Raw genomic sequence first — 19,902 nt, 5'->3', positions numbered from 1 at the left:
CCGAGGCGTGACGGGCATCCGCGATTCGTTCGCGTCATCAAGTTTGTAGCGGCGGGCGAGACCCCCGGCCCCGACGGTGGACGGGACGACCCGGCCCCCGACGGTGGACGGGACCACCCGGCCCGACGGTGGACGGGACGATCCGGCCCCGACGGTGGACGGCACCACCCAGCCCGACGGTGGGCGGGGCCACCGGCACGATGGGGGGCGGGACCATCGACCCGCCCCCACCGTCGCTCAACCGTCAGCCCGACGTCACACCAGGTCGGGCGTCTGGACCAGCGGGGTCCGGGGCATCCCGGCGCCTCTGAGCGGGAAGCCGGAGCGTCCCGGGGGACGCGGTTGGCGGTGTCGGCACCCCCTGATCGTCCCGCCGAGCCTGCGCGGCAGGCGCGGCCTGCGCGGCAGGGGTGGGCGGTTCGGTCGGGGTGGGCGGTTCGGCCGTCCAGGGGATCTCGGGCGAGCGGTGGAAGGTGATGCCGGCGGTGGTCCAGCGCGGGCCGTGTCCGGCCAGCCGGGTGCGGAACCCGGCCCAGTCGTGGGTGGCCCGGGGCGACCAGCCCAGCTCGGCGAGGGCGGGCAGCCGGGGCAGAAGCATGAACTCGACCTCCGCCAGCGAGGTGACCGACTCGGTCCAGAGCGGTGCCCCGACGCCGAGCACCGCCTCCACCGGCACCTCGGTCAGGTGACTGCCCGGGTCCCAGTCGTACGCGCGTCGCACGTCGATCAGACCCGCCCAGTCGTGTCCGATCGGGGTGTCCGGGGCGTACTTCATGTCCAGGTAGGCGTGGTTGCCGGGGGAGAGGATGAGTCGGGCGCCCCGGCGTACCGCCTCGGCGACGACCGGGTCGTCACCGTTGGTGCCCCACCACTGGAGCACCCGGCCCTCGATGTGCCCGGCCGGCGCGATCTGGTGCCAGCCGACCACCGTCTTGCCGAGCCCGGCGACGATCCGCTGCGCCCGCTCCACGAAGCCGGTGTACGCCTCGCCCTTGACCTTGAACGCCTCGTCCCCGCCGATGTGCAGCCACGGCCCCGGGGTGAGCGCGGCGACCTCGCCGAGCACATCGGCGACGAAGTCGTACGTCCGCTCGTCGGTGGGGTCGAGGTAGCTGAAGCCGACCTCGGTGCCGGTGTACGGCGGCGGCGCGATCCTCCCCGGTGCCAGCTCGGGGTACGCGACCAGCGCCGCGTTGGTGTGCCCCGGCAGGTCGATCTCGGGGACGACGGTGACGTGCCGGCGGGCGGCGTACCGGACGATCCGCCGGTAGTCGGCCGCGGTGTACCAGCCGCCGGGCCCGCCACCGACCTCGGTCGTCCCGCCGACGCTGGTCAGCCGGGGCCAGGAGTCGACGGCGATCCGCCAGCCCTGATCGTCGGTGAGGTGCAGGTGCAGGTGGTTGAGCTTGTACCGGGCCAGGTGGTCGACGACCCGGAGCACGTCCGGGACGGCGAAGAAGTGCCGGGACACGTCCAGCATCGCCCCCCGGTACGGGAACCGGGGCCGGTCGACGATCACCCCGCCGGGCACCACCCAGCGCGCGGCGACCGGGGCCGGGCTCTCGATCGGTGCGGGCAGCAGCTGACGCAGCGTCTGCACCCCGTGGAAGAGCCCGGTCGCGGTGCCGGCGGTGATCCGGACCTCGACGGCGGTGACATCGAGCCGGTAGCCCTCGTCGCCCAGGTCGTCCACGTCGGTGGCGTGGACCGGGCCGGTGCCGGCCGGGGGCGTCGCGGCGGCCAGGCTGAGCACCAGCGGGCCTTCCGGTCCGGCGTCGGCCGGCTCGGTTACCGGGAGCGGGTACCCGGTGGCGGGTCGCAGCAGCGCGGCGAGCTGCTCGGCGACATCCCGGGCGACCGGGACCGGGGTGACCCGCAGCGCCGCGTCGGCGGGGAGGGTGAAATCGGCGGCCGGGTCTGGGTCGACCCGCGCGGGGGCCGGCACCACGTCGCCCAGCCGGGTCGGGGCGGGCGGCGTGAGCAGGTCGCCGGCCGTCCGGGCGGCGGCCCGGGCGAGGTCGCCCGCGGCCGGCTCGTGGCCGGGCAGGACGGTCTGGGCGGGCGGTTCCTGGCCGGTCTCGGGGCTGCGGGACGAGGTGGGCGGCACGGTGACGGCTCCGGGGTGTATTCGTGGGGGATATGGCAAAAGTCAGGTTCAGCGGATCCAGCGTCGTCAAGGGTACGAGGGGAGCCCGGAATTGCGTGATCGTGCGCGTGGAAGCGTTCCCAGAAACCGGTACGTACGCGGTGAGTGGTGATGGTTGTGCCGATTGTCACCGAACGGTCCCAGCTCACTCGATGTTCGCTTAACCTTCGCCCACCGAACGCTGACGACGCCGGGATTAGCGGTGGTCGGCCCCGGGGTATGAGCAACTGAACCTTCGTTAAGTGTCAATTCCGGCGCGCGTGGGAGGCTCCTGGTGGCAGCGCAAGAGACCGTGGATCACAAGTACGTCTACGACTTCGCCGAGGGCAACAGGGACCTCAAGGACCTGCTCGGCGGCAAGGGGGCCAACCTGGCCGAGATGACGAATCTCGGCCTACCGGTCCCACCCGGTTTCACCATCACCACCGAAGCGTGCAAGGCGTACCTCACCACCGGCGCGGAGCCGGAGGGGCTGGCCGGCCAGATCGAAGCGCACCTGGAGTCCCTGGAGCAGGGCATGGGCCGCCGGCTGGGCGACCCGGACGACCCGCTGCTGGTATCCGTACGCTCCGGCGCCAAGTTCTCCATGCCCGGCATGATGGAGACCGTCCTCAACGTCGGCCTCAACGACCGCAGCGTCGTCGGGCTCAGCCGGCAGGCCGGCGGCAACGACCGCTTCGCCTGGGACTCCTACCGCCGCCTGATCCAGATGTTCGGCAAGACCGTCTGCGAGGTGCCGGGCGAGGAGTTCGAGCACGCGCTCGACGAGGCCAAACGCGCCAAGGGTACGAAGAACGACCTCGACCTCGACGCCGCCGACCTGCGCGGGCTCGTCGACGCGTACAAGAAGATCTTCGCCAAGCACACCGGCCGGGAGTTCCCGCAGGAGCCGCGGGAGCAGCTCGACCTGGCCATCCGCGCGGTCTTCGAGTCGTGGAACGCCGAGCGCGCGGTGGTCTACCGCCGCCAGGAGCGCATCCCCGCCGACCTCGGCACCGCGGTCAACGTGGTGGCGATGGTCTTCGGAAACCTCGGCTCCGACTCGGGCACCGGCGTCGCCTTCACCCGCGACCCGGGCAGCGGCGCGCAGGGCATCTACGGCGACTACCTGGCCAACGCCCAGGGCGAGGACGTGGTCGCCGGCATCCGCAACACGGTGCCGTTGCAGGAGCTCGAGCAGCTGGACAAGAAGTCCTACGACGAGCTGCTCAGCTACATGGCCCGGCTCGAGGAGCACTACAAGGACCTCTGCGACATCGAGTTCACCATCGAGCGCGGCAAGCTCTGGATGCTCCAGACCCGGGTCGGCAAGCGCACCGCCGCCGCCGCGTTCGTCATCGCCGGCCAGCTCGTCGACGAGGGCCTGATCGACCTGGACGAGGCGCTGCACCGGGTCAACGGCGCGCAGCTCGCCCAGCTGATGTTCCCGCGCTTCCAGCTTGACCACGACTTCCAGCCGGTCGCCAAGGGCATCGGCGCCTCCCCGGGCGCGGCGTCCGGCAAGGTGGTCTTCACCTCCGCCCGCGCGGTCGAAATGGCTGCCGAGGGTGAGTCGGTGATCCTGGTCCGCCGGGAGACCAACCCGGACGACCTCAACGGCATGATCGCCGCCAAGGGCATCCTCACCTCGCGCGGCGGCAAGACCAGCCACGCCGCCGTGGTCGCCCGCGGCATGGGCAAGACCTGCGTCTCCGGCGCCGACGAGATCGACGTCAACGTCCCGGCGAAGAAGTTCATCGTCGGCGGGCAGACCGTCAACGAGGGGGACATCGTCTCCATCGACGGCACCACCGGCAAGGTCTACCTCGGCGAGGTGCCGGTCATGCCGTCCGAGGTGGTGCAGTACTTCGAGGGCAGTCTCGACCCGGCACACATCGACAACGCGCTGGTCCGGGCCGTACACCGGATCATGACGCACGCCGACGCCAACCGGCGGCTGGCGGTCCGCGCGAACGCAGACACCGGCGCGGACGCGGCCCGGGCGCGGCGGTTCGGTGCCCAGGGCATCGGCCTGTGCCGCACCGAGCACATGTTCCTCGGCGACCGCCGCGAGCTGGTGGAGCGGCTGATCCTGGCCCGCACCGACGACGAGCGGGAGACGGCGCTCGCCGCGCTGCTGCCGTTGCAGCGCGACGACTTCGTGGAGATCTTCCGCGAGATGGACGGGCTGCCGGTCACCGTGCGGCTGATCGACCCGCCGCTGCACGAGTTCCTGCCCCCGCTGGAGCAACTCGCGGTCAACGTCGCCGTCGCTCAGGAGCGCGGCGAGGACGTCGCCAAGGAGGAGGCGCTGCTCGCCGCCGTCCGGCGGATGCACGAGGAGAACCCGATGCTGGGCCTGCGGGGCGTCCGCCTCGGCCTGGTCATCCCCGGCCTCTTCGGGATGCAGGTCCGGGCCATCACGGAGGCCGCTGTGGCGGTCACCCGGGACGGCGCGTCCGCCTGCCCGGAGATCATGGTCCCGCTGGTCGGCGCGGTCCAGGAGCTGGAGACGGTACGCGCCGAGGCCGAGAAGATCATCGCGGAGGTGGTCGGGGACAGCGGCGTCGACGTGCTGATCGGCACCATGATCGAGGTGCCCCGGGCGGCGCTGACCGCCGGGCAGATCGCGGAGGCGGCGCAGTTCTTCTCCTTCGGCACCAACGACCTGACCCAGATGGGTTGGGGCTTCTCCCGCGACGACGTCGAGGGCGCGTTCTTCTGGCGCTACCTGGAGCTGGGCATCTTCGGCATCTCGCCGTTCGAGTCGATCGACCGGGAGGGCGTCGGCCGGCTGGTCCGGATCGCCGCCGAGGAGGGCCGGGCCGCCCGGCCGGAGCTGAAGCTCGGTGTCTGCGGCGAGCACGGCGGTGACCCCGACTCGGTGCACTTCTTCCACGAGGTGGGGCTGGACTACGTCTCCTGCTCGCCGTTCCGGGTGCCGGTGGCCCGGCTGGAGGCCGGCCGCGCCGCCATCGAGACGACCGGCTCCGACAGCCGCTGACCAGCGCTCGCACCACCAGCACGGCGGCGGCCCCGATCCCGGGGCCGTCGCCGTCGCCGTTGCGGGGGCGCGGCCCGTCGGTCAGACCGGTGGCCGTCGGCGGCCCGTCGACCGGGTGACGCGGCGCGGCAGCGTCGTCATCGGGGTACGCGTGGCCAGCGCGCCGTCCGCCTGGCGCACCGGCGTGGCGCCCGTCCCGCAGCGGTGCGTGTCGACCACCGAGCCGGCCCGGTCGGCGACCGCCCGGGCCTCCTCGTGCAACCCCTCCAGGTCGGTCGCCGCCCCGGTGACCAGGGTGAGCAGCGCGTGCCGCCCGGCCGGGTAGGTCACCACCGTGGCGGTGGCGGTGCGCACCACCGACTCCCGGAAGCCGCTCCGGCACACCGCGTGGGCGACCTGGTGCCCGAGGCCGAAGCCCACCGCGGAGAGGGCGGCCAGGTGGACCGCCTCGGTCGACGGCAGGTCGCTGGAGATCAGCAGGCCGTCCCGGCCGGCCAGCACCGCGCCGGTCACCTCGGGCCGGCGCCGCCGCAACCCCCGCAGCTCCCCGTCCATCACCGCTTCGACGTCCACGAGCGCCCCCGATCCTCGCGTTCCGGTCCTCCGCGTCACGTACCGCTTCCGGAACGCTACCGAAGGCCACGCCGAACCGCGATCCCGTGCCGGTCGGCGATCGGACGACAAGCCGGTCCGATCGGCGGTTGCGGTCGCGTCCTGCGGGGCTCGTCGGCGGGCCACACCGCGCGTTCCGGCGTAACCTGGGCTCCCGCGACCGATGCGGACGACCGGTGGAGGGTGGCTGCATGACCAGCGTCTGGGCAAGCATGACCGTCGACGCCCTGGACCCGGGCCGGCTGGCCCGCTGGTGGGCCGAGGCGCTCGGCTACCAGGTGGTCAGCGAGGACGCGGACGCGGTGGAGATCCGCCGGTCCGCCGACCGGCTGCCCGGCATCGTCTTCGTCGCAGTGGCCGAGGCCAAGCGCACCAAGAACCGGCTCCACCTCGACCTGGCCCCCGACGACCAGGAGGCCGAGGTCGAACGGCTGGTCGACATGGGCGCCCGGCATGTCGACATCGACCAGGGCGACGTCTACTGGACCGTGCTGGCCGACCCCGAGGGCAACGAGTTCTGCGTGCTCCGGCCGCAGGGCTGAGCGGTGGGCGTCGACGAGGACGCGGCCGACGCCTGCCGTCGGGTCGATGAGCCGCCCAAGGACACCGGCTACGGGCGGTCGCCGTACGAGCGGGACCGGGCCCGGGTGCTGCACTCGGCGGCCTTCCGCCGGCTCGCCGCCAAGACCCAGGTGCACCTCGCCGGCACCGACGACTTCCTGCGTACCCGGCTGACCCACTCGCTGGAGGTGGCCCAGATCGCCCGGGAGATGGGCGCCCGGCTGGGCTGCGACCCGGACGTGGTCGACGTCGCCGGGCTGGCCCACGACCTCGGGCACCCGCCGTTCGGGCACAACGGCGAGGACGCCCTCGACCGGCTCGCCGCGCCCTGCGGCGGGTTCGAGGGCAACGCGCAGACGCTGCGGGTGCTGACCCGGCTGGAGGCCAAGGTGCTGGCGCCCGACGGCGTCCCGGCCGGGCTGAACCTCACCCGGGCCTCGCTCGACGCGGTCACCAAGTACCCCTGGCCCCGCCAGCCCGGGTTGCGCAAGTTCGGCGTGTACGCCGACGACCGGCCGGTCTTCGACTGGCTGCGGGCCGGCGCCCCGGCCGGCGACGGCCTGCCCGGTGGCGCCCGGCGCTGCCTGGAGGCGCAGGTGATGGACTGGGCCGACGACGTGGCGTACTCGGTGCACGACGTGGAGGACGGCATCCACGGCGGGTACCTGTCGCTGCGCCCGCTGCTCGACGACCCCGACGAGCGGACCGCGCTCTGCGTCGACGCGGCCGCCGTGTACTCCGGCGAGTCCCCGGCCGACCTGGGCGAGGTGCTGGTCGAGCTGCTCGCCGAGCCGGTGCTCGCCCCGCTCGCCGGGTACGACGGCAGCCACCGCGCGCAGGTCGCCCTGAAGACCACCACCAGCGTGCTCACCGGCCGCTTCGTCTCCACCGTGGTGAGCGCCACCCGGGAGCGCTTCGGCTCCGGCCCGCACCGCCGGTACGCCGCCGACCTGGTCGTGCCCCGCCGGATCCGGGCCCAGTGCGCCCTGCTGAAGGGGATGGCCTGGCGGTACGTGATGCGCCGGGCCGGCGCGCGCGCCCGGTACGAGCGGCAGCGGGAAATCCTCGCCGAACTGGTCGCCGCCCTGGCCGACCGGGCGCCGGACGTGCTGGACCCGGTCTTCGCGCCGCTGTGGCGGGCCGCCGGGGACGACGCCGCCCGGCTGCGGGTGGTGGTCGACCAGGTCGCCTCGCTCACCGACCCGGCGGCGCTGGCCTGGCACGCCCGGCTGGTCGACCGGACCATCGCCCCGTCGGCAGACGGCGCCGGCCCACCGACTGGGGGCGGCTGGCCGACTTAGGCTAGCCTAACTGCATGACGGAGCGCCCCAAGACAGTCACGTCCGCCCGGGTCGTACGGACCGAGCGGCCCACCCCGCACCTGATCCGCCTCGTGCTCGGCGGGGAGGAGCTGGCCGGACTGCCGGTGGGCGAGTACACCGACCACTACATCAAGCTGGTCTTCCCGCCGGCCGGCGTGACGTACCCGAGTCCGGTGGACCTGGCGACCATCAAGCGGGAGTACCCGGCGGAGCAGTGGCCCCGGCTGCGCGCGTACACCGTGCGGGCCTGGGACCCGGCGGCCGGGGAGCTGACCGTCGACGTGGTGCACCACGGTGACGAAGGGCTGGCCGGCCCGTGGGCCGCGGCGCTGCGCCCGGGTGACGAGGTGCTCTTCACCGGCCCCGGCGGCGCGTACGCCCCGGACCCGGCCGCCGACTGGCACCTGCTGGCCGGGGACGAGAGCGCCCTGCCGGCGATCGCCGCCGCGCTGGAGCGGCTGCCGGCCGGCGCCCCGGCGAAGGTCTTCGTCGAGGTGGCGGGCCCGGCCGACGAGCTGCCGCTGGCCAGCCCCGGCAGGGTGGAGCTGAACTGGCTGCACCGGGGCGGCCGGCCGGTGGGCGAGGCGCTGGTCGAGGCCGTCCGGGCGCTCGACTTCCCGTCCGGCGCGGTGTGCGCCTTCGTCCACGGCGAGGCCGCCTCCGTCAAGGAGCTGCGCCGGCTGCTGCGGGTCGAGCGGGGCGTGCCCCGGGAGGCGCTCTCCATCTCCGGCTACTGGCGGCGCGGCATGGACGACGAGGGCTGGCGCAGTACCAAGGCGGACTGGAACCGCCAGGTGGAGGCCGAGGAGGCCACCGCCGTCGTCTGACGGCCGCAGGGCCCGGGGTCGCCCGCGGCCCGTTCCGGTGACAGCCGGCGACATGTGCCCTGGCCGCCCGTTGCGCCCCCGCACGATGTGACCATGGCGGAGCAGGCGCAGGAGGTGGCCGGGCCCACCGGGCGCACCGACCCGGTGGTGCTGGTGCTGGGCGTCGTCGGGGTGCTGGCGGTGGTCGGCTGGGGCATGCTCGGCGGCAGCTCGCTGGCCGGCTTCGGCAAGGCCGGCCTGGGCTGGGTGATCAGCACGTTCGGCTGGTTCTTCGTGGTGGCCGCCGACGCGTTCCTGGTCCTCTCGGTGGTGATCGCGGCCTCCCGCTTCGGCCGCATCCGCCTCGGCGCGGACGACGACGAACCGGAGTTCAGCACGCTCGCCTGGGTGTCGATGATGTTCAGCACCGGCATGGGCATCGGCCTGGTCTTCTACGCGGTCGCCGAGCCGATCCAGCACTACGCCTCGCCGCCGCCGGCCGCCCACGTGTCGCCGCAGACCCCGGCCGCCGCCGAGGCGGCGATGCAGTACACCCTGTTCCACTGGACGCTGCACCCGTGGGGGATCTACGCGATCGCCGCGCTGGCGCTGGCGTACTCGACGTTCCGCAAGCAGCGCGGCAGCCGGATCTCCGCGGCCTTCGAGCCGCTGCTCGGCCGGCGGGCGTACGGCCGGATCGGCCAGGCGGTCGACCTGCTGGCGGTCTTCGCCACCGTCTTCGGCTCGGCCACCAGCCTCGGCCTGGGCGCGCTCCAGGTGGCCGCCGGCCTGGGCAGCGCGACCGCCGTGCCGGACAGCACCGCGGTCGAGCTGGTGGTGATCGCCGCGCTCACCGCCGCGTTCGTGATCTCCGCCTTCACCGGCCTGCACAAGGGCATCAAGTGGCTCTCCACCAGCAACGTGGTGCTGGCGGTCGGGCTGATGGTCTTCGTCTTCGTGGCCGGGCCGACCATCTACACGCTGGAGGTGCTGCCGGCCTCGGTCGGTGACTACCTCAGCCACCTGACCGTCATGTCCACCCGGACCGGGGCGTTCTCCGATCCGGCCTGGCTGGGCGCGTGGACCATCTTCTACTGGGCGTGGTGGATCTCCTGGGCGCCGTTCGTCGGCATCTTCATCGCCCGGATCTCGAAGGGCCGCACGATCCGGCAGTTCGTCACCGGGGTGCTGCTGGTGCCCAGTGGGGCCAGCATCGTCTGGTTCGCGATCATGGGTGGCACCGCCCTGCGGGTGCAGACCACCGGCGCCCGGGACCTGGTCGGCGACGTGAGAGCCAGCACCGAGAACGCGCTCTTCGGCCTGCTCCAGGCGCTGCCGCTGGCCACGCTGACCACCGTGCTGGCGTCGGTGCTGGTGGCGCTCTTCTTCATCACGGGGGCGGACTCCGCGGCGCTCGTGCTGGGCTCGCTGAGTTCCCGGGGTTCGCTGCGGCCACATCGGGGCGTGGTGGTGCTCTGGGGGGTGCTGATCGGCGCGGTCGCCGCGGCGCTGCTGCTCGCCGGTGGTCTGGCCGCCCTCCAGCAGGCGACGATCCTGGTCGCGCTGCCGTTCGTGGTGGTGATGCTCGGCCTCGCCGTGGCGCTGCTGCGGGACATGGCGCAGGATCCGGCCGTCAACCCGCGCCCGACCCGGCCCCGGCGGTACGGGATCGCCGCCGCGGTGCGCGCCGCCCGGTCGTACGAGGAGGAGGACCCGCCACCGGTGACCCGCTGGTTGCACCGCGGGCCGGGCTGACGCGGGTTGCGCCACACGCCGTCCCCCCGGCGGCGGATCGTCGGTCCGACAGGGCAGGATGTAGGGCCGAGGGGGTGGGACCATGGCGGGGCGGATCCGGGACGAGGACATCGCGCTGGTCCGGGAGCGCACCTCCATCGCCGAGGTGATCTCGGACACGGTGACCCTCAAGTCGGCCGGCGGCGGCAACCTCAAGGGGCTCTGCCCGTTCCACGACGAGAAGAGCCCGTCGTTCAACGTCTCGCCCGCCCGCAACGTCTGGTACTGCTTCGGCTGCGGCGCCGGCGGCGACGCGATCAAGTTCCTGATGGACGCCGAGCACCTGAGCTTCGTCGAGTCCGTCGAGCGGCTGGCCGACCGCGTCGGCATCCAGCTGCGCTACCTCGAGAACGACAACGCCGCGCCGCGCGCCCGGCCCCAACAGGGGCAGAAGCAGCGCCTGGTGGCGGCGCACGCGGCGGCGGTGGAGTTCTACCGGGCCCAGCTCAGCACGGCGGGTGCCAGGCCGGCGCGGGAGTTCCTCGCCCAGCGCGGCTTCGACCGGGCCGCCGCCGAGCGGTACGGCTGCGGCTTCGCCCCGGACGCCTGGGACCTGCTCACCAAGCACCTGCGCCAGCAGGGCTTCAGCCACGACGAGCTGGTCACGGCCGGGCTGTCCCGTCCGTCCCGCTCGGGCACCCTGATCGACCGGTTCCGGCGCCGGCTGATGTGGCCGATCCGGGACATCACCGGCGACGTGATCGGCTTCGGCGCCCGCAAGCTCTTCGCCGACGATGACGGCCCGAAATACCTCAACACCCCCGAGACGCCGATCTACAAGAAGTCGCACGTCCTCTACGGCATCGACCAGGCCAAGCGGGAGATCGCCAAGCAGGGCAAGGTGGTCGTGGTCGAGGGCTACACCGACGTGATGGCCTGCCACCTGGCCGGGGTGACCACGGCCGTGGCGACCTGCGGCACCGCGTTCGGCAGCGACCACATCGCGGTGCTGCGCCGGCTCCTGCTGGACACCGACGCGGTGGCCGGCGAGGTCATCTTCACCTTCGACGGGGACGCCGCCGGGCAGAAGGCGGCGCTGCGCGCCTTCGAGGACGACCAGCGCTTCGTCGGCCGTACCTTCATCGCGGTCAGCCCGGACAACATGGACCCGTGCGACCTGCGGCTGGCCAAGGGTGATCTGGCCGTGCGCGACCTGGTCGCCCGCCGCGAGCCGCTGGTCGACTTCGCCCTCCGCCACGTGATCAACCGGTACGACCTGGACACCGTCGACGGCCGGGTGGAGGCGATGCGCCGGGCCGCTCCGCTGGTCGCCAAGATCAAGGACCGGGAGAAGCGCCCCGAGTACGTCCGCAAGCTCGCCGGCGACCTCGGCATGGAGATCGAGCCGGTGCAGCGGGCGGTGCTCGCCGCCGACGCCGCCCCGGACACCGGGGGCAGGACCGGCCCCGCGCCGGCCCGGTCCCGGGTGGCGGAGCCGGCGGCGGACAGCCCCCAGTCGATGGTCGAGCGGGAGGCGCTGAAGCTCGCCCTCCAGGAGCCGGTGCTCGCCGGGCCGATGTTCGACGCGGTCGAGGCGTCGGCCTACCGGCACCCGGTACACGCCGCCGTCCGGGCGGCGATCACCGCGGCCGGCGGCGCCGCGGCGGCGGCCGGCGGCGCCGTCTGGATCTCCTCGGTCCGCGACGCCTGCGACGACCTAGTCGCGCAGGCCCTGATCGGGGAGCTCTCCGTCGAGCCGCTGCGGATCGACGGAGACCCCGACCCGAGGTACGTCTCGATCACGGTGGCCCAGTTGCAGTGGGGCTCGGTGACCGCCCGGATCCGGGACCTCAAATCGAAGATCCAGCGGATCAACCCGGTCAACAACAAGGACGAGTACTTCGCCCTCTTCGGGGAACTGCTCTCGCTGGAGCAGCACGCGCGGGCGCTGCGCGAGCAGGCCGCGGGAGGACTGTGATGGGACTGTTCGGCCGGAAACCGAAACTGCCGCCCGCCGCCCGGCCCCCGCTGGCCGACGACGAGCGGGTGCTGGCCTGGGCCACCGCCGGCAACGGCGAGGGCGACGGCGTGGTGGTCGCCAGCAACCTCGGGCTCTGGCTGCCCGGCCGGCCGCACCGGCTCGGCTGGCACGACATCCTCAAGGCGGTCTGGTCCGGTCGCGAGCTGACCGTCACCCCGGCCGAGCGGGTCACCGACCGCGACGGCTACCAGGTGGTGGCCGACTGCCCCGCCGAGACCTATCTCCTGCTCGACCCGGGCGACCTGCCGCACCAGGTGCGGGCCCGGGTGACCCGCTCGGTGGCGTACACCGAGCAGCACCCGGTGCCCGGCGGCGCGGGACGGATCGCGGCCCGGCGGGTCGCCGGCGCGGACGGCCTGGCCTGGACGGTCCGCTACGAGCCCGGCACCCCGGTCGACGACGAGGCGGTGCTGGCCGAGACCGACCGGCTGGTCGCGGCGGCCCGCGCCGCCACCGCCCCAGCGGACGTCTGAGCCGTCAGCCGCCCCGGTAGAAGCGTGCCGCGCCCGGGTGCAGCGGGATCGGATCGGTACCGGCCGCGCTCTCCCGGGTGAAGTTGCCCGCCTCCGGGTGCACCCCGATCAGGTCCCCCTGGTACGCGAAGAGCAGCCGGGTCAGGTCGTACGCCAGCTGGTCCGGCATGTCCTCGGGCACCAGGATCACGTTCGCCACCGTGACCGTCGGGGTGCCCGTCGCCGTGGCGTACGCCTCCCGGGGCAGCTCGGCGGTGGTGTAGACCGAGCCGTACCGGGCGGTCAGCGGCTCGATCAGGTCGGCGATCGGCAGCAGGGCGAACCGTCCCGGCGCGCCGGAGAGCAGATCGGCGATCCCCGGGGTGGGCAGGCCGCCGGAGAAGAACATGGCGTCCAGGGTGCCGGCGCGCATCCGCTTCGCGGTCTCCGGCAGCGACAGCGTCACCCGGGACACGTCCCGGTCCGGGTTCATGCCGGCGGCGGTGAGCAGCCGCCCGGCGATGACGTCCGTGCCGGACTTCGGCGAGCCGGTGGAGACCCGTTTACCGCGCAGCCCGGCGAAGGTGGTGATCTTCGCGTCGGTCCGGACGATCACGTGGGTGTAGTTGCGGTACACCCGGGCCAGCGCCCGGACCGGCTGGGGCCGGGTGAAGGCGCCCCGCCCGGCCACCGCGTCCGCCGCCGTGTCGGCCAGGCTGAAGGCGACCTCCATGTCGCCGGTGGCGAGCCGGTTGATGTTGTCCACCGACGCCCCGGTGGGCTCGGCGCGCGCTTCGTACCCGGGCAGGTGCCGGCTGATCACGTCCGCGTAGCCGCCGCCGAGCTGGTAGTACACGCCGGTGGTGTTGCCGGTGGCGAGGAAGATCCGCCCGCCGTGCCAGGCCTGGGGCTCCGGATCGCCGCCGCCGCAGCCGGCCCCGGCGAGCGCGGCCACCAGCAGCACGGCGAGCGCGCGCAGTGGCCGGACGGTCATGCCCGCACCGCCGGTTCCAGCGCCTCCGCCACCCGCTGCACCAGCGTCGCCGTCTCGAAGCCGATCTGCCCGAGGTCGCAGCCGGGGGAGGCCAGCACCCCGAGCAGCGCCCGCTCGCCGACCGCCATCACCAGCAGCACCCCGCCGTCCATGTCGACGATCTGCTGCCGCACCCGCCCGGCGGACATCAACCGGGCGGCACCCACGGTCAGGCTGGCCAGGCCACTGATCACGGCGGCGAGCTGGTCGACCTGGTCGGCGCAGAGATCGGGCGAGGCGGCCAGCCGCAGCCCGTCGCCGGAGACCGCGAGGGCGTGCGACACGTCCGGGACCTGCTCGGCGAAGTTCGCCAGGAGCCAGTCGAGGCCGGCGCTCACGGGTGGGGTCATTCGGTTCTCCTGGTGGGTGTCGGAGGCTGGTCGCGTCGCATCGCGGTGGCCACCCCCTCGGCGAGCGCGGACAGTCGGGCCCGCACCACCTCGGGGTCGAGCAGGTCGCCGTCCGGCCGGGGCGGCGGGACGTGGTGCAGGCCGGTCGGCAGCTCGCCGCCCCGGATCCGGCGGGGCAGGCCGGCGCCGGTGGTCCGGCGCGGCGCGGCCGGCGGGGGCGCGGCACCCGGCACCGGGGCACCCGATACCGGGGCACCCGGTGTCGCGGCGGCCGGTGTCGGGGCGCTCGGCTCGGCCGGGGGACGGGAGCCGATCACCGGCAGGGTCACCGTCGAGGCCCGGTGGGCGCTCGCCGGGTCGGGCCGGGCGGTGCCGTCGACCGGCCGGGGCGGGGCCAGCACGGCAGGCACGGTGGTGGCGGCCGCCGGCCCGCCGGCGCGCGGGCGGAACCAGGCGGCGGGGGAGGATGCCGGGCGGCGGCCCGGGGCGGGGCGACGGTCGACCGTCTCCACCCGGGTCAGCGCCGCCTCCGGCACGTCCACCTGGGCGATCGTGCCGCTGCCGGTGTTGTGCAGCTGCACCCGTACCCCGTGCCGGGCGGCGAGGTGGGCCACCACGTGCAGGCCCATGCTGCCGGCCGCCGCGCTGGAGAGGGTGGCCGGGGCGAGCAGCCGCTCGTTGATCGCGGTGAGCCGGCTGTCGCTGATCCCGATGCCCTGGTCGTGCACGCGCAGGGTCAGCCCGTCGACGGTACGCCGGCCGTCCACCTGCACCGGTGAGTCCGGTGGGGAGTAGACGGTGGCGTTCTCCAGCAGCTCGGCGATCAGGTGGGCCAGGTTGCCGACCACCGCGCCGTGCACCGCCGCGGTCGGCACGTCGATCTCCACCCGCGGGTACTCCTCGATCTCCGCGGCGGCCGCCCGGACCACGTCGGAGAGCAGATGCGCCCCCTCGTACGCCCGGCCCGGTTCGCCGCCGGCCAGGACCAGCAGGTTCTCCCCGTTGCGGCGCATCCGGGCGGCCAGGTGGTCGAGCGCGAACAACCGGTCCAGCGCGTCCGGGTCGGTCTCCTCACGCTCGAACTCGTCGAGCAGCCGCAGCTGGCGGGTGATCAGCGTACGGATCCGCCGGGCCAGCGCCTCGACCATCCGGGTGACGTCCAACCGCAGCTCGGCCTGCTCGCCGGCGAGCCGCAGCGCGGCCCGGTTCACCGTGTCGAAGGCCTCGGCCACCTGGGCGACCTCGTCCCGGCCGTGGCTGATCCCCGCGGTGAGCCGGCTCGCGGCGCCCTCGGGCGGGGCGCCGTCGCCCGCCGCGATCGCGGTGATCCGGTCGGGCAGCTCCCGGTGCGCCATGGTGAGGGCGGCGACCCGCAACCGGCGCAGCCGGCGGCTGGTGCGCACGGCGAGCAGCGCCGCGGCGAGCAGCGAGGCCAGCGCCACCGCCGTGGTCGCCCCGGCCGTCACCAGGGCCCGACGACGGGTGTTCCCGGCCAGCGCCGCGGCCTCTCCGTCCAGCTCCTCGGAGAGCTCCCGGCCGAGCAGGTTGTACCGCCGGATCGTCCCGCTCTGCGCCACGTACCAGGCGTCGCCGTCGGTCTTCGCCGCGGTCGGGTCGGTGTCGGCGGTGAGGGCGGAGTCGCGGATCCGCCGGGCGTTGGCCACGTCGGCGCCGGTGACCAGCCGGTCGTACGCGTCGGCCGCCCGGGCCCCGGCGATCCGGGAGAACTCGGCCTGCCGCTGGTCCCGGGCGCCGCGCAGCTGGCCGAGCCGGGCGAGCTCCCCGCCGGCCAGTTGGCCCCGGACGAAGACGGTGCGCAGCAGGTCCCGCTCCAGCGAGGCGAGATGCTCCTGGGCGGCGACGGCGGCCACCTCGCGGGCGCCGTTGGCGAGGTCGGTGTTGCGCACCTGGGCGGGCAGGGCGTCGGCGACGGCGAGCAGCGAGTCGACCAGCGCCACGTACGTCGGGTCGGCGGTGGCCGAGTCCTGGGCCAGCTTGCGGGTCGGGTCGAGCTGGTCGAGCTGCCGGCCGGCGTCGTCGAGCACCAGCTCGAGGTCGGGGGCGGCCCGGGCGGCGGCCCGGCTGGCGGCGCGGTACCGCTCGACGGCGGCGTCCACCCGCCGCTGCTGGGCGTCGACCAGCGGCTGGCCGACGCCACCGCTGCGCTGGCGCAGGGCCGCGGTCTCGCCGAGTTCCCGTTCCAGTTCGTGGACCAGCCGGACGGTGGCGGTCGCGGTGCCGGCCAGCACCCGGGCCCGGTCGGCGTCGGTGGCGGCGTCCAGCGCGGTGTCGGTCTGGCCGGCGCCCAGCACCACCAGGCCGATCGTGGCCACCAGGATCGGCGCGAGCAGCTGGGTGCGGACCGACCAGAGCCGGTCGGTCCGGTCGGCGGGCTTGTGGTGCCGGTGGACGCGGGCGGGGCGGGCGAGCGGCACGCGGGTCTCCGGATCGGGTCGGGGCGCCGGGTCGGGCGCGGCGGCCCGACCCGGCGACGGCGGATCAGCTCGCGCCGAGGTCCCGCAGCGCCTTCTCCGCGCCACGGTGCAGCGGTACGGGGTCGGTCCTGCGGGCGTTGTCCAGGCTGATGCCCTTGGCGGCCGGGCTGGCCTGGGCCAGGGCGTCCTTCTTCTCGAAGACCGTCCGGGTGATCGCGCAGGCGACGTTCGCGTCGAGGTCCTTGCGGACCAGCAGCACGTTGGGCACCAGGATGGTCGGGGTGTCCGCCGCCGTCCGGTACACGTCGGCCTTGATGGTGCCCGCCTGGTACGCCGGGTTGAGCTCGGTCATCTTGGGCAGCAGCGGGGTGATGTCGATGAACTTCACCTTGTCCCCGGCGGTGGTGAAGAGGTCGGTCAGCCCACCGGTGGGTACCCCGCCGGACCAGAAGAGCCCGTCGATGCTGCCGTCCTTGATTCCCTCGACGGTCTTGGCGAGGTCGAGCCGCTGGGCCTGGACGTCCTTGGCCGGGTCGAGTCCGGCGGCGGTGAGCAGCCGGTTGGCGATCACCTCGGTGCCGGACTTCGGCGAACCGGTGGAGATCTTCTTGCCCTTCATCTCGGCCACCGAGGTGATCCCGGCGTCGGCCCGTACGACGACCTGGGTGTAGTTGTCGTAGATCCGGGCCAGCGCCTGGACCGGCTGGGGCGAGGTGAAGGTGCCCTTGCCCTGCACCGCGTTGACCGCGGTGTCGAAGAGCGAGAAGGCCACGTCGTACTGGCCGGCGACGAGCTGTTCGATGTTCTGCACGGAGGCGCCGGTCTCGGCGGCGGTGCCGGTCAGCTTGCCGTCGGTGGCCCCGGAGAGCTGGCCGGCGAGCGCGTTGCCGACCACGTAGTAGACGCCGGTGGCGTTGCCGGTGGCGATCCCGACCCGGGTGCTGTCGGTGACCTTGCAGGTGACCTCGCTGGCCGCGTCGTCCTTGGCCGCGTTGTCCTGCTGGCCACCGCATCCGGCGGTGCCCGCCGCGACCAGCGCCAGCGCGCTCACCCCCACGGCGATGCGCACGTCGATCCGTCTCACGCTGTCTCCTCCCCAGGATTACTCGATGAACCTGCCCACGGGCCGCCGGTCCGGCCGGCGGCGCCGCGTCGTACGAGCACACCCGCCACCACGGCGGCGGCCAGGACCGCGCCGACCGTGACGGGTACGGGTTCCAGCCAGAGCAGCGCCGAGCCGGCGAGCACGCCGAGCACCCGCTCCGGTACGCCGGCCGGGCCGACGCCGGGCAGCCAGCCGCCCGCCGCGACCGCGAGCACGGCCACGCTGAGCGCGGAGGCGAGCGCGGCGACGGCGATTCGCCCCGGCCCGCCGATGCCGAGCAGCCCGAGGCCGGCGGGGGTGATCACGAAGGCGATCGGGATCAGGTAGGCCGGCAGGGCGTACCGCAGGGTCTGCCACATGGTCGGTACCAGCCGGCCGCCGGTGACCGCGGCGGCGGCCACCGCGGCGAGCGCGGTCGGCGGGGAGACCTCGGACAGCACCGCGAAGTAGAAGACGAACATCGCCGCAGCGGGCGCGGCGACGCCGAGGTTCAGCAGGGCCGGGCCGATGATCACCCAGCCGATGACGAAGGAGGCGGTGACCGGCACGGCCAGCCCGAGCAGGCTGAGCGCGACGGCGGCGAGCAGCGCGGTGAGCGCCAGCACCACCGCCGGGTCGGAGCTGACCGTACGCGCGCCGCCGACCAGCAGCGCGGCGGCCTGCGGGCCGAGCCCGGTCTTGGTGGTGGTGGCGGTGATGATGCCGGCCGCGGCACAGACCGCGCTCACCGCGAGCACGCCGCGTACCCCGGTGCTGAGCGCGGCGACCAGCCGGGCCGGGGTCAGCCGGTGCCGCCGGTCCAGGAAGGAGAGCGCGGCGGCCAGCGCGGTCGCGGCGACCACCGCCTTCGTCGCGGAGATTCCGACGGCGAGCAGCGCGATGATCACGAACAGGGAGAGGAAGTGGTAGCCGAAGCGGGCCAGCAGCCGTCCCGGCGACGCGGTCTCGATGACCACCGGTCGGACCCCGGAGCGCCGGGCGTCGATCTCCACGGAGAGCAGGATGCCGAGGTAGTAGAGGACCGTCGGGATGGTCGCCCAGCCGAGCACCTGGAGGTACGACACGCCCAGGTACTCGGCGATGATGAAGGCGGCCGCGCCGAGGGTGGGCGGGGAGAGGATCGCCCCGACGCCGGCCGCGGCGAGCATGCCGCCGGCCCGTTCCGCCGGGTAGCCGGCCCGGCGCAGGATCGGCCAGGTGACCGCGCCGATGCTCACCGTCGTGGCCGCCCCCGACCCGGAGACGGTGCCCAGCAGAAAGCCGGAGGCGACGGCGGTGCGCCCGGCGGCGGTGCGGGAGCGCCGGAACGCGGCGGCGGAGAGTTCCACGAAGAACCGCCCGGCGCCGGAGAGGTCCAGCACCGCGCCGTAGACGGTGAAGAGCACAATGTACGAGGCCGCGACGTCCAGCGGGGTGCCGTAGAAGCCGCTGTCGGAGTTGTAGAACGCGTCGACGAGCTGGCCGAAGTCCAGCCCGGCGTGGGCCACCGGCCAGGACTGCGGCAGCAGCCCGCCGTAGTAGCCGTAGCCGAGGAAGAGCAGGCAGACCGCCGGCAGGATCCAGCCGGTGGTGCGCCGGCAGGCCTCCAGCAGCAGGAGCAGCAGCGCGCTGCCCATCGCCACGTCCAGGCCGACCAGCAGGCCCTGCCGGTCGAGGAACGCGTCGTACCCCCCGCCGCCGGCGCCCAGGGTGACCGGCAGCACCGGGTAGAGGCAGCTGAGCAGCGCTGCCACGGCCAGCGCCCAGTCCGCCACGGTGGGCCGGTCGGGCCTCGCCGGCTGGCCGGCCGAGGGTGCCACCGCCGGCCGGCGTCGGGGCAGGCGCAGACCCGAGGGGTACGCCAGGAAGACCGTCGGGAGTACGCCGGCCAGGAAAATGATCAGGTAGTACTTGCTGCCCTGCGGCAGCGGGTGGAAGACCTGCCCGAGCGCGAGCAGCGCGATCGTCAGGGTGGCGCCGGTGACGAGGATCCCGGTCGGTCCGGAGAGGACGCGTCCCGGTTTCTCGTCCTCGAACTGGGCGGCGAGGGCGCGCGTCTCCGGCGTGCCGGCGGGGTCCACTGTCGTCGGTGGCTCGGCCGGCAGGGCGACGGACGTGCCGGTCGGCGCGGTGCCCGGGTCGGCGGAGCCGCCCTGCGGCGGCTGCGGCGCGGGGCCGTCGGGGGAGCGCACGGACGACACGAGGGGGCACGATACGCGAATTGGGCAGCTCATGGAACATTGCTGCTTATCATTGCGCTGTGTGATGATTGGCCGCCTCTGATCACGCAGAGGAACCGGAATGTGCGACTGATTTAATAAGTGACTCGTCCGTAGCCGTTGA

General features: G+C 74.1%; 13 protein-coding genes and 1 pseudogene. 7 read left to right on the top strand and 7 right to left on the bottom strand.

Translation table 11 applies throughout. The features are described from left to right. Window positions 1-373 precede the first annotated feature (373 nt). A pseudogene (locus tag V6U81_RS24140) lies at window positions 374-2,128 on the bottom strand (beta-N-acetylhexosaminidase); the annotation flags it as partial. 292 nt (window positions 2,129-2,420) lie between these two features. On the opposite strand from V6U81_RS24140, the gene ppdK reads away from it, so the two are divergent. After that, window positions 2,421-5,129 (top strand): pyruvate, phosphate dikinase, encoded by a 2,709-nt coding sequence (gene ppdK, locus V6U81_RS24135; RefSeq protein WP_334492382.1) that lies wholly within the window; start codon window positions 2,421-2,423, stop codon window positions 5,127-5,129. Between the two features lie 81 nt (window positions 5,130-5,210). On the opposite strand, the gene V6U81_RS24130 is transcribed toward ppdK, so the two are convergent. Next, entirely contained in the window at window positions 5,211-5,702 is a 492-nt protein-coding gene (locus V6U81_RS24130) for a roadblock/LC7 domain-containing protein (protein WP_334492380.1), read from the bottom strand. Window positions 5,703-5,932: 230 nt separating this feature from the next. Here V6U81_RS24130 and V6U81_RS24125 point away from each other — a divergent pair, with 230 nt between their 5' ends. The 6 genes from V6U81_RS24125 (at window position 5,933) to V6U81_RS24100 (ending at window position 12,678) form a co-directional block, all read left to right on the top strand. Next, window positions 5,933-6,283: a VOC family protein gene (locus V6U81_RS24125; RefSeq protein WP_334492379.1), complete on the top strand. Its 351-nt coding sequence runs from the start codon at window positions 5,933-5,935 to the stop codon at window positions 6,281-6,283. Window positions 6,284-6,286: 3 nt separating this feature from the next. Further along, window positions 6,287-7,603 carry a deoxyguanosinetriphosphate triphosphohydrolase gene (locus V6U81_RS24120; RefSeq protein ID WP_334492377.1) on the top strand — a complete coding sequence of 439 codons (1,317 nt, stop codon included), beginning with the start codon at window positions 6,287-6,289 and terminating at the stop codon, window positions 7,601-7,603. 14 nt (window positions 7,604-7,617) lie between these two features. Continuing rightward, window positions 7,618-8,451, top strand: a complete 834-nt coding sequence (locus tag V6U81_RS24115) for a siderophore-interacting protein (protein ID WP_334492375.1) — start codon at window positions 7,618-7,620, stop codon at window positions 8,449-8,451. Between the two features lie 93 nt (window positions 8,452-8,544). Next, window positions 8,545-10,185 carry a BCCT family transporter gene (locus V6U81_RS24110; RefSeq protein WP_334492373.1) on the top strand — a complete coding sequence of 547 codons (1,641 nt, stop codon included), beginning with the start codon at window positions 8,545-8,547 and terminating at the stop codon, window positions 10,183-10,185. An 82-nt stretch (window positions 10,186-10,267) separates the two neighbouring features. Continuing rightward, window positions 10,268-12,142, top strand: a complete 1,875-nt coding sequence (gene dnaG / locus V6U81_RS24105) for a DNA primase (RefSeq protein ID WP_334492371.1) — start codon at window positions 10,268-10,270, stop codon at window positions 12,140-12,142. Then, entirely contained in the window at window positions 12,142-12,678 is a 537-nt protein-coding gene (locus V6U81_RS24100) for a hypothetical protein (RefSeq protein ID WP_334492370.1), read from the top strand. Before dnaG ends, V6U81_RS24100 begins: the two co-directional genes overlap by 1 nt. A 4-nt stretch (window positions 12,679-12,682) precedes the next feature. Here the strand turns inward: V6U81_RS24100 and V6U81_RS24095 are convergent, their stop codons facing one another. The 5 genes from V6U81_RS24095 to V6U81_RS24075 all read right to left on the bottom strand — a co-directional run bounded on the left by V6U81_RS24095 (window position 12,683) and on the right by V6U81_RS24075 (window position 19,640). Next, entirely contained in the window at window positions 12,683-13,651 is a 969-nt protein-coding gene (locus V6U81_RS24095) for a TAXI family TRAP transporter solute-binding subunit (RefSeq protein WP_334492368.1), read from the bottom strand. Next, the gene (locus V6U81_RS24090) at window positions 13,648-14,040 is read right to left on the bottom strand and encodes a roadblock/LC7 domain-containing protein (protein WP_334492366.1); all 393 of its coding nucleotides are present in this window, start codon (window positions 14,038-14,040) and stop codon (window positions 13,648-13,650) included. The genes V6U81_RS24095 and V6U81_RS24090 overlap by 4 nt, the downstream gene beginning before the upstream one ends. Then, window positions 14,037-16,475, bottom strand: coding sequence for a sensor histidine kinase (locus tag V6U81_RS24085; RefSeq protein ID WP_334492365.1), 2,439 nt, complete (start codon window positions 16,473-16,475; stop codon window positions 14,037-14,039). Before V6U81_RS24085 ends, V6U81_RS24090 begins: the two co-directional genes overlap by 4 nt. Window positions 16,476-16,539: 64 nt before the next feature. Then, window positions 16,540-17,559, bottom strand: a complete 1,020-nt coding sequence (locus V6U81_RS24080) for a TAXI family TRAP transporter solute-binding subunit (protein ID WP_334492364.1) — start codon at window positions 17,557-17,559, stop codon at window positions 16,540-16,542. After that, window positions 17,556-19,640: a TRAP transporter permease gene (locus V6U81_RS24075; protein WP_334492386.1), complete on the bottom strand. Its 2,085-nt coding sequence runs from the start codon at window positions 19,638-19,640 to the stop codon at window positions 17,556-17,558. Before V6U81_RS24075 ends, V6U81_RS24080 begins: the two co-directional genes overlap by 4 nt. Window positions 19,641-19,902: the final 262 nt, after the last annotated feature.

It is taken from the genome of Micromonospora lacuserhaii, assembly GCF_036902735.1.
Lineage (GTDB): Bacteria > Actinomycetota > Actinomycetes > Mycobacteriales > Micromonosporaceae > Micromonospora.
This window is presented reverse-complemented; position numbering and strand designations above follow the sequence as displayed.

What these genes read in the sequence shown, in the direction of transcription:
- V6U81_RS24125 (WP_334492379.1), top strand. Translation starts at nt 5,933, where the DNA reads ATGACCAGCGTCTGGGCAAGCATGACCGTCGACGCCCTGGACCCGGGC.
- V6U81_RS24115 (WP_334492375.1), top strand. Translation starts at nt 7,618, where the DNA reads ATGACGGAGCGCCCCAAGACAGTCACGTCCGCCCGGGTCGTACGGACC.
- V6U81_RS24110 (WP_334492373.1), top strand. Translation starts at nt 8,545, where the DNA reads ATGGCGGAGCAGGCGCAGGAGGTGGCCGGGCCCACCGGGCGCACCGAC.
- dnaG (WP_334492371.1), top strand. Translation starts at nt 10,268, where the DNA reads ATGGCGGGGCGGATCCGGGACGAGGACATCGCGCTGGTCCGGGAGCGC.
- V6U81_RS24100 (WP_334492370.1), top strand. Translation starts at nt 12,142, where the DNA reads ATGGGACTGTTCGGCCGGAAACCGAAACTGCCGCCCGCCGCCCGGCCC.
- V6U81_RS24095 (WP_334492368.1), bottom strand. Translation starts at nt 13,651, where the DNA reads ATGACCGTCCGGCCACTGCGCGCGCTCGCCGTGCTGCTGGTGGCCGCG.
- V6U81_RS24090 (WP_334492366.1), bottom strand. Translation starts at nt 14,040, where the DNA reads ATGACCCCACCCGTGAGCGCCGGCCTCGACTGGCTCCTGGCGAACTTC.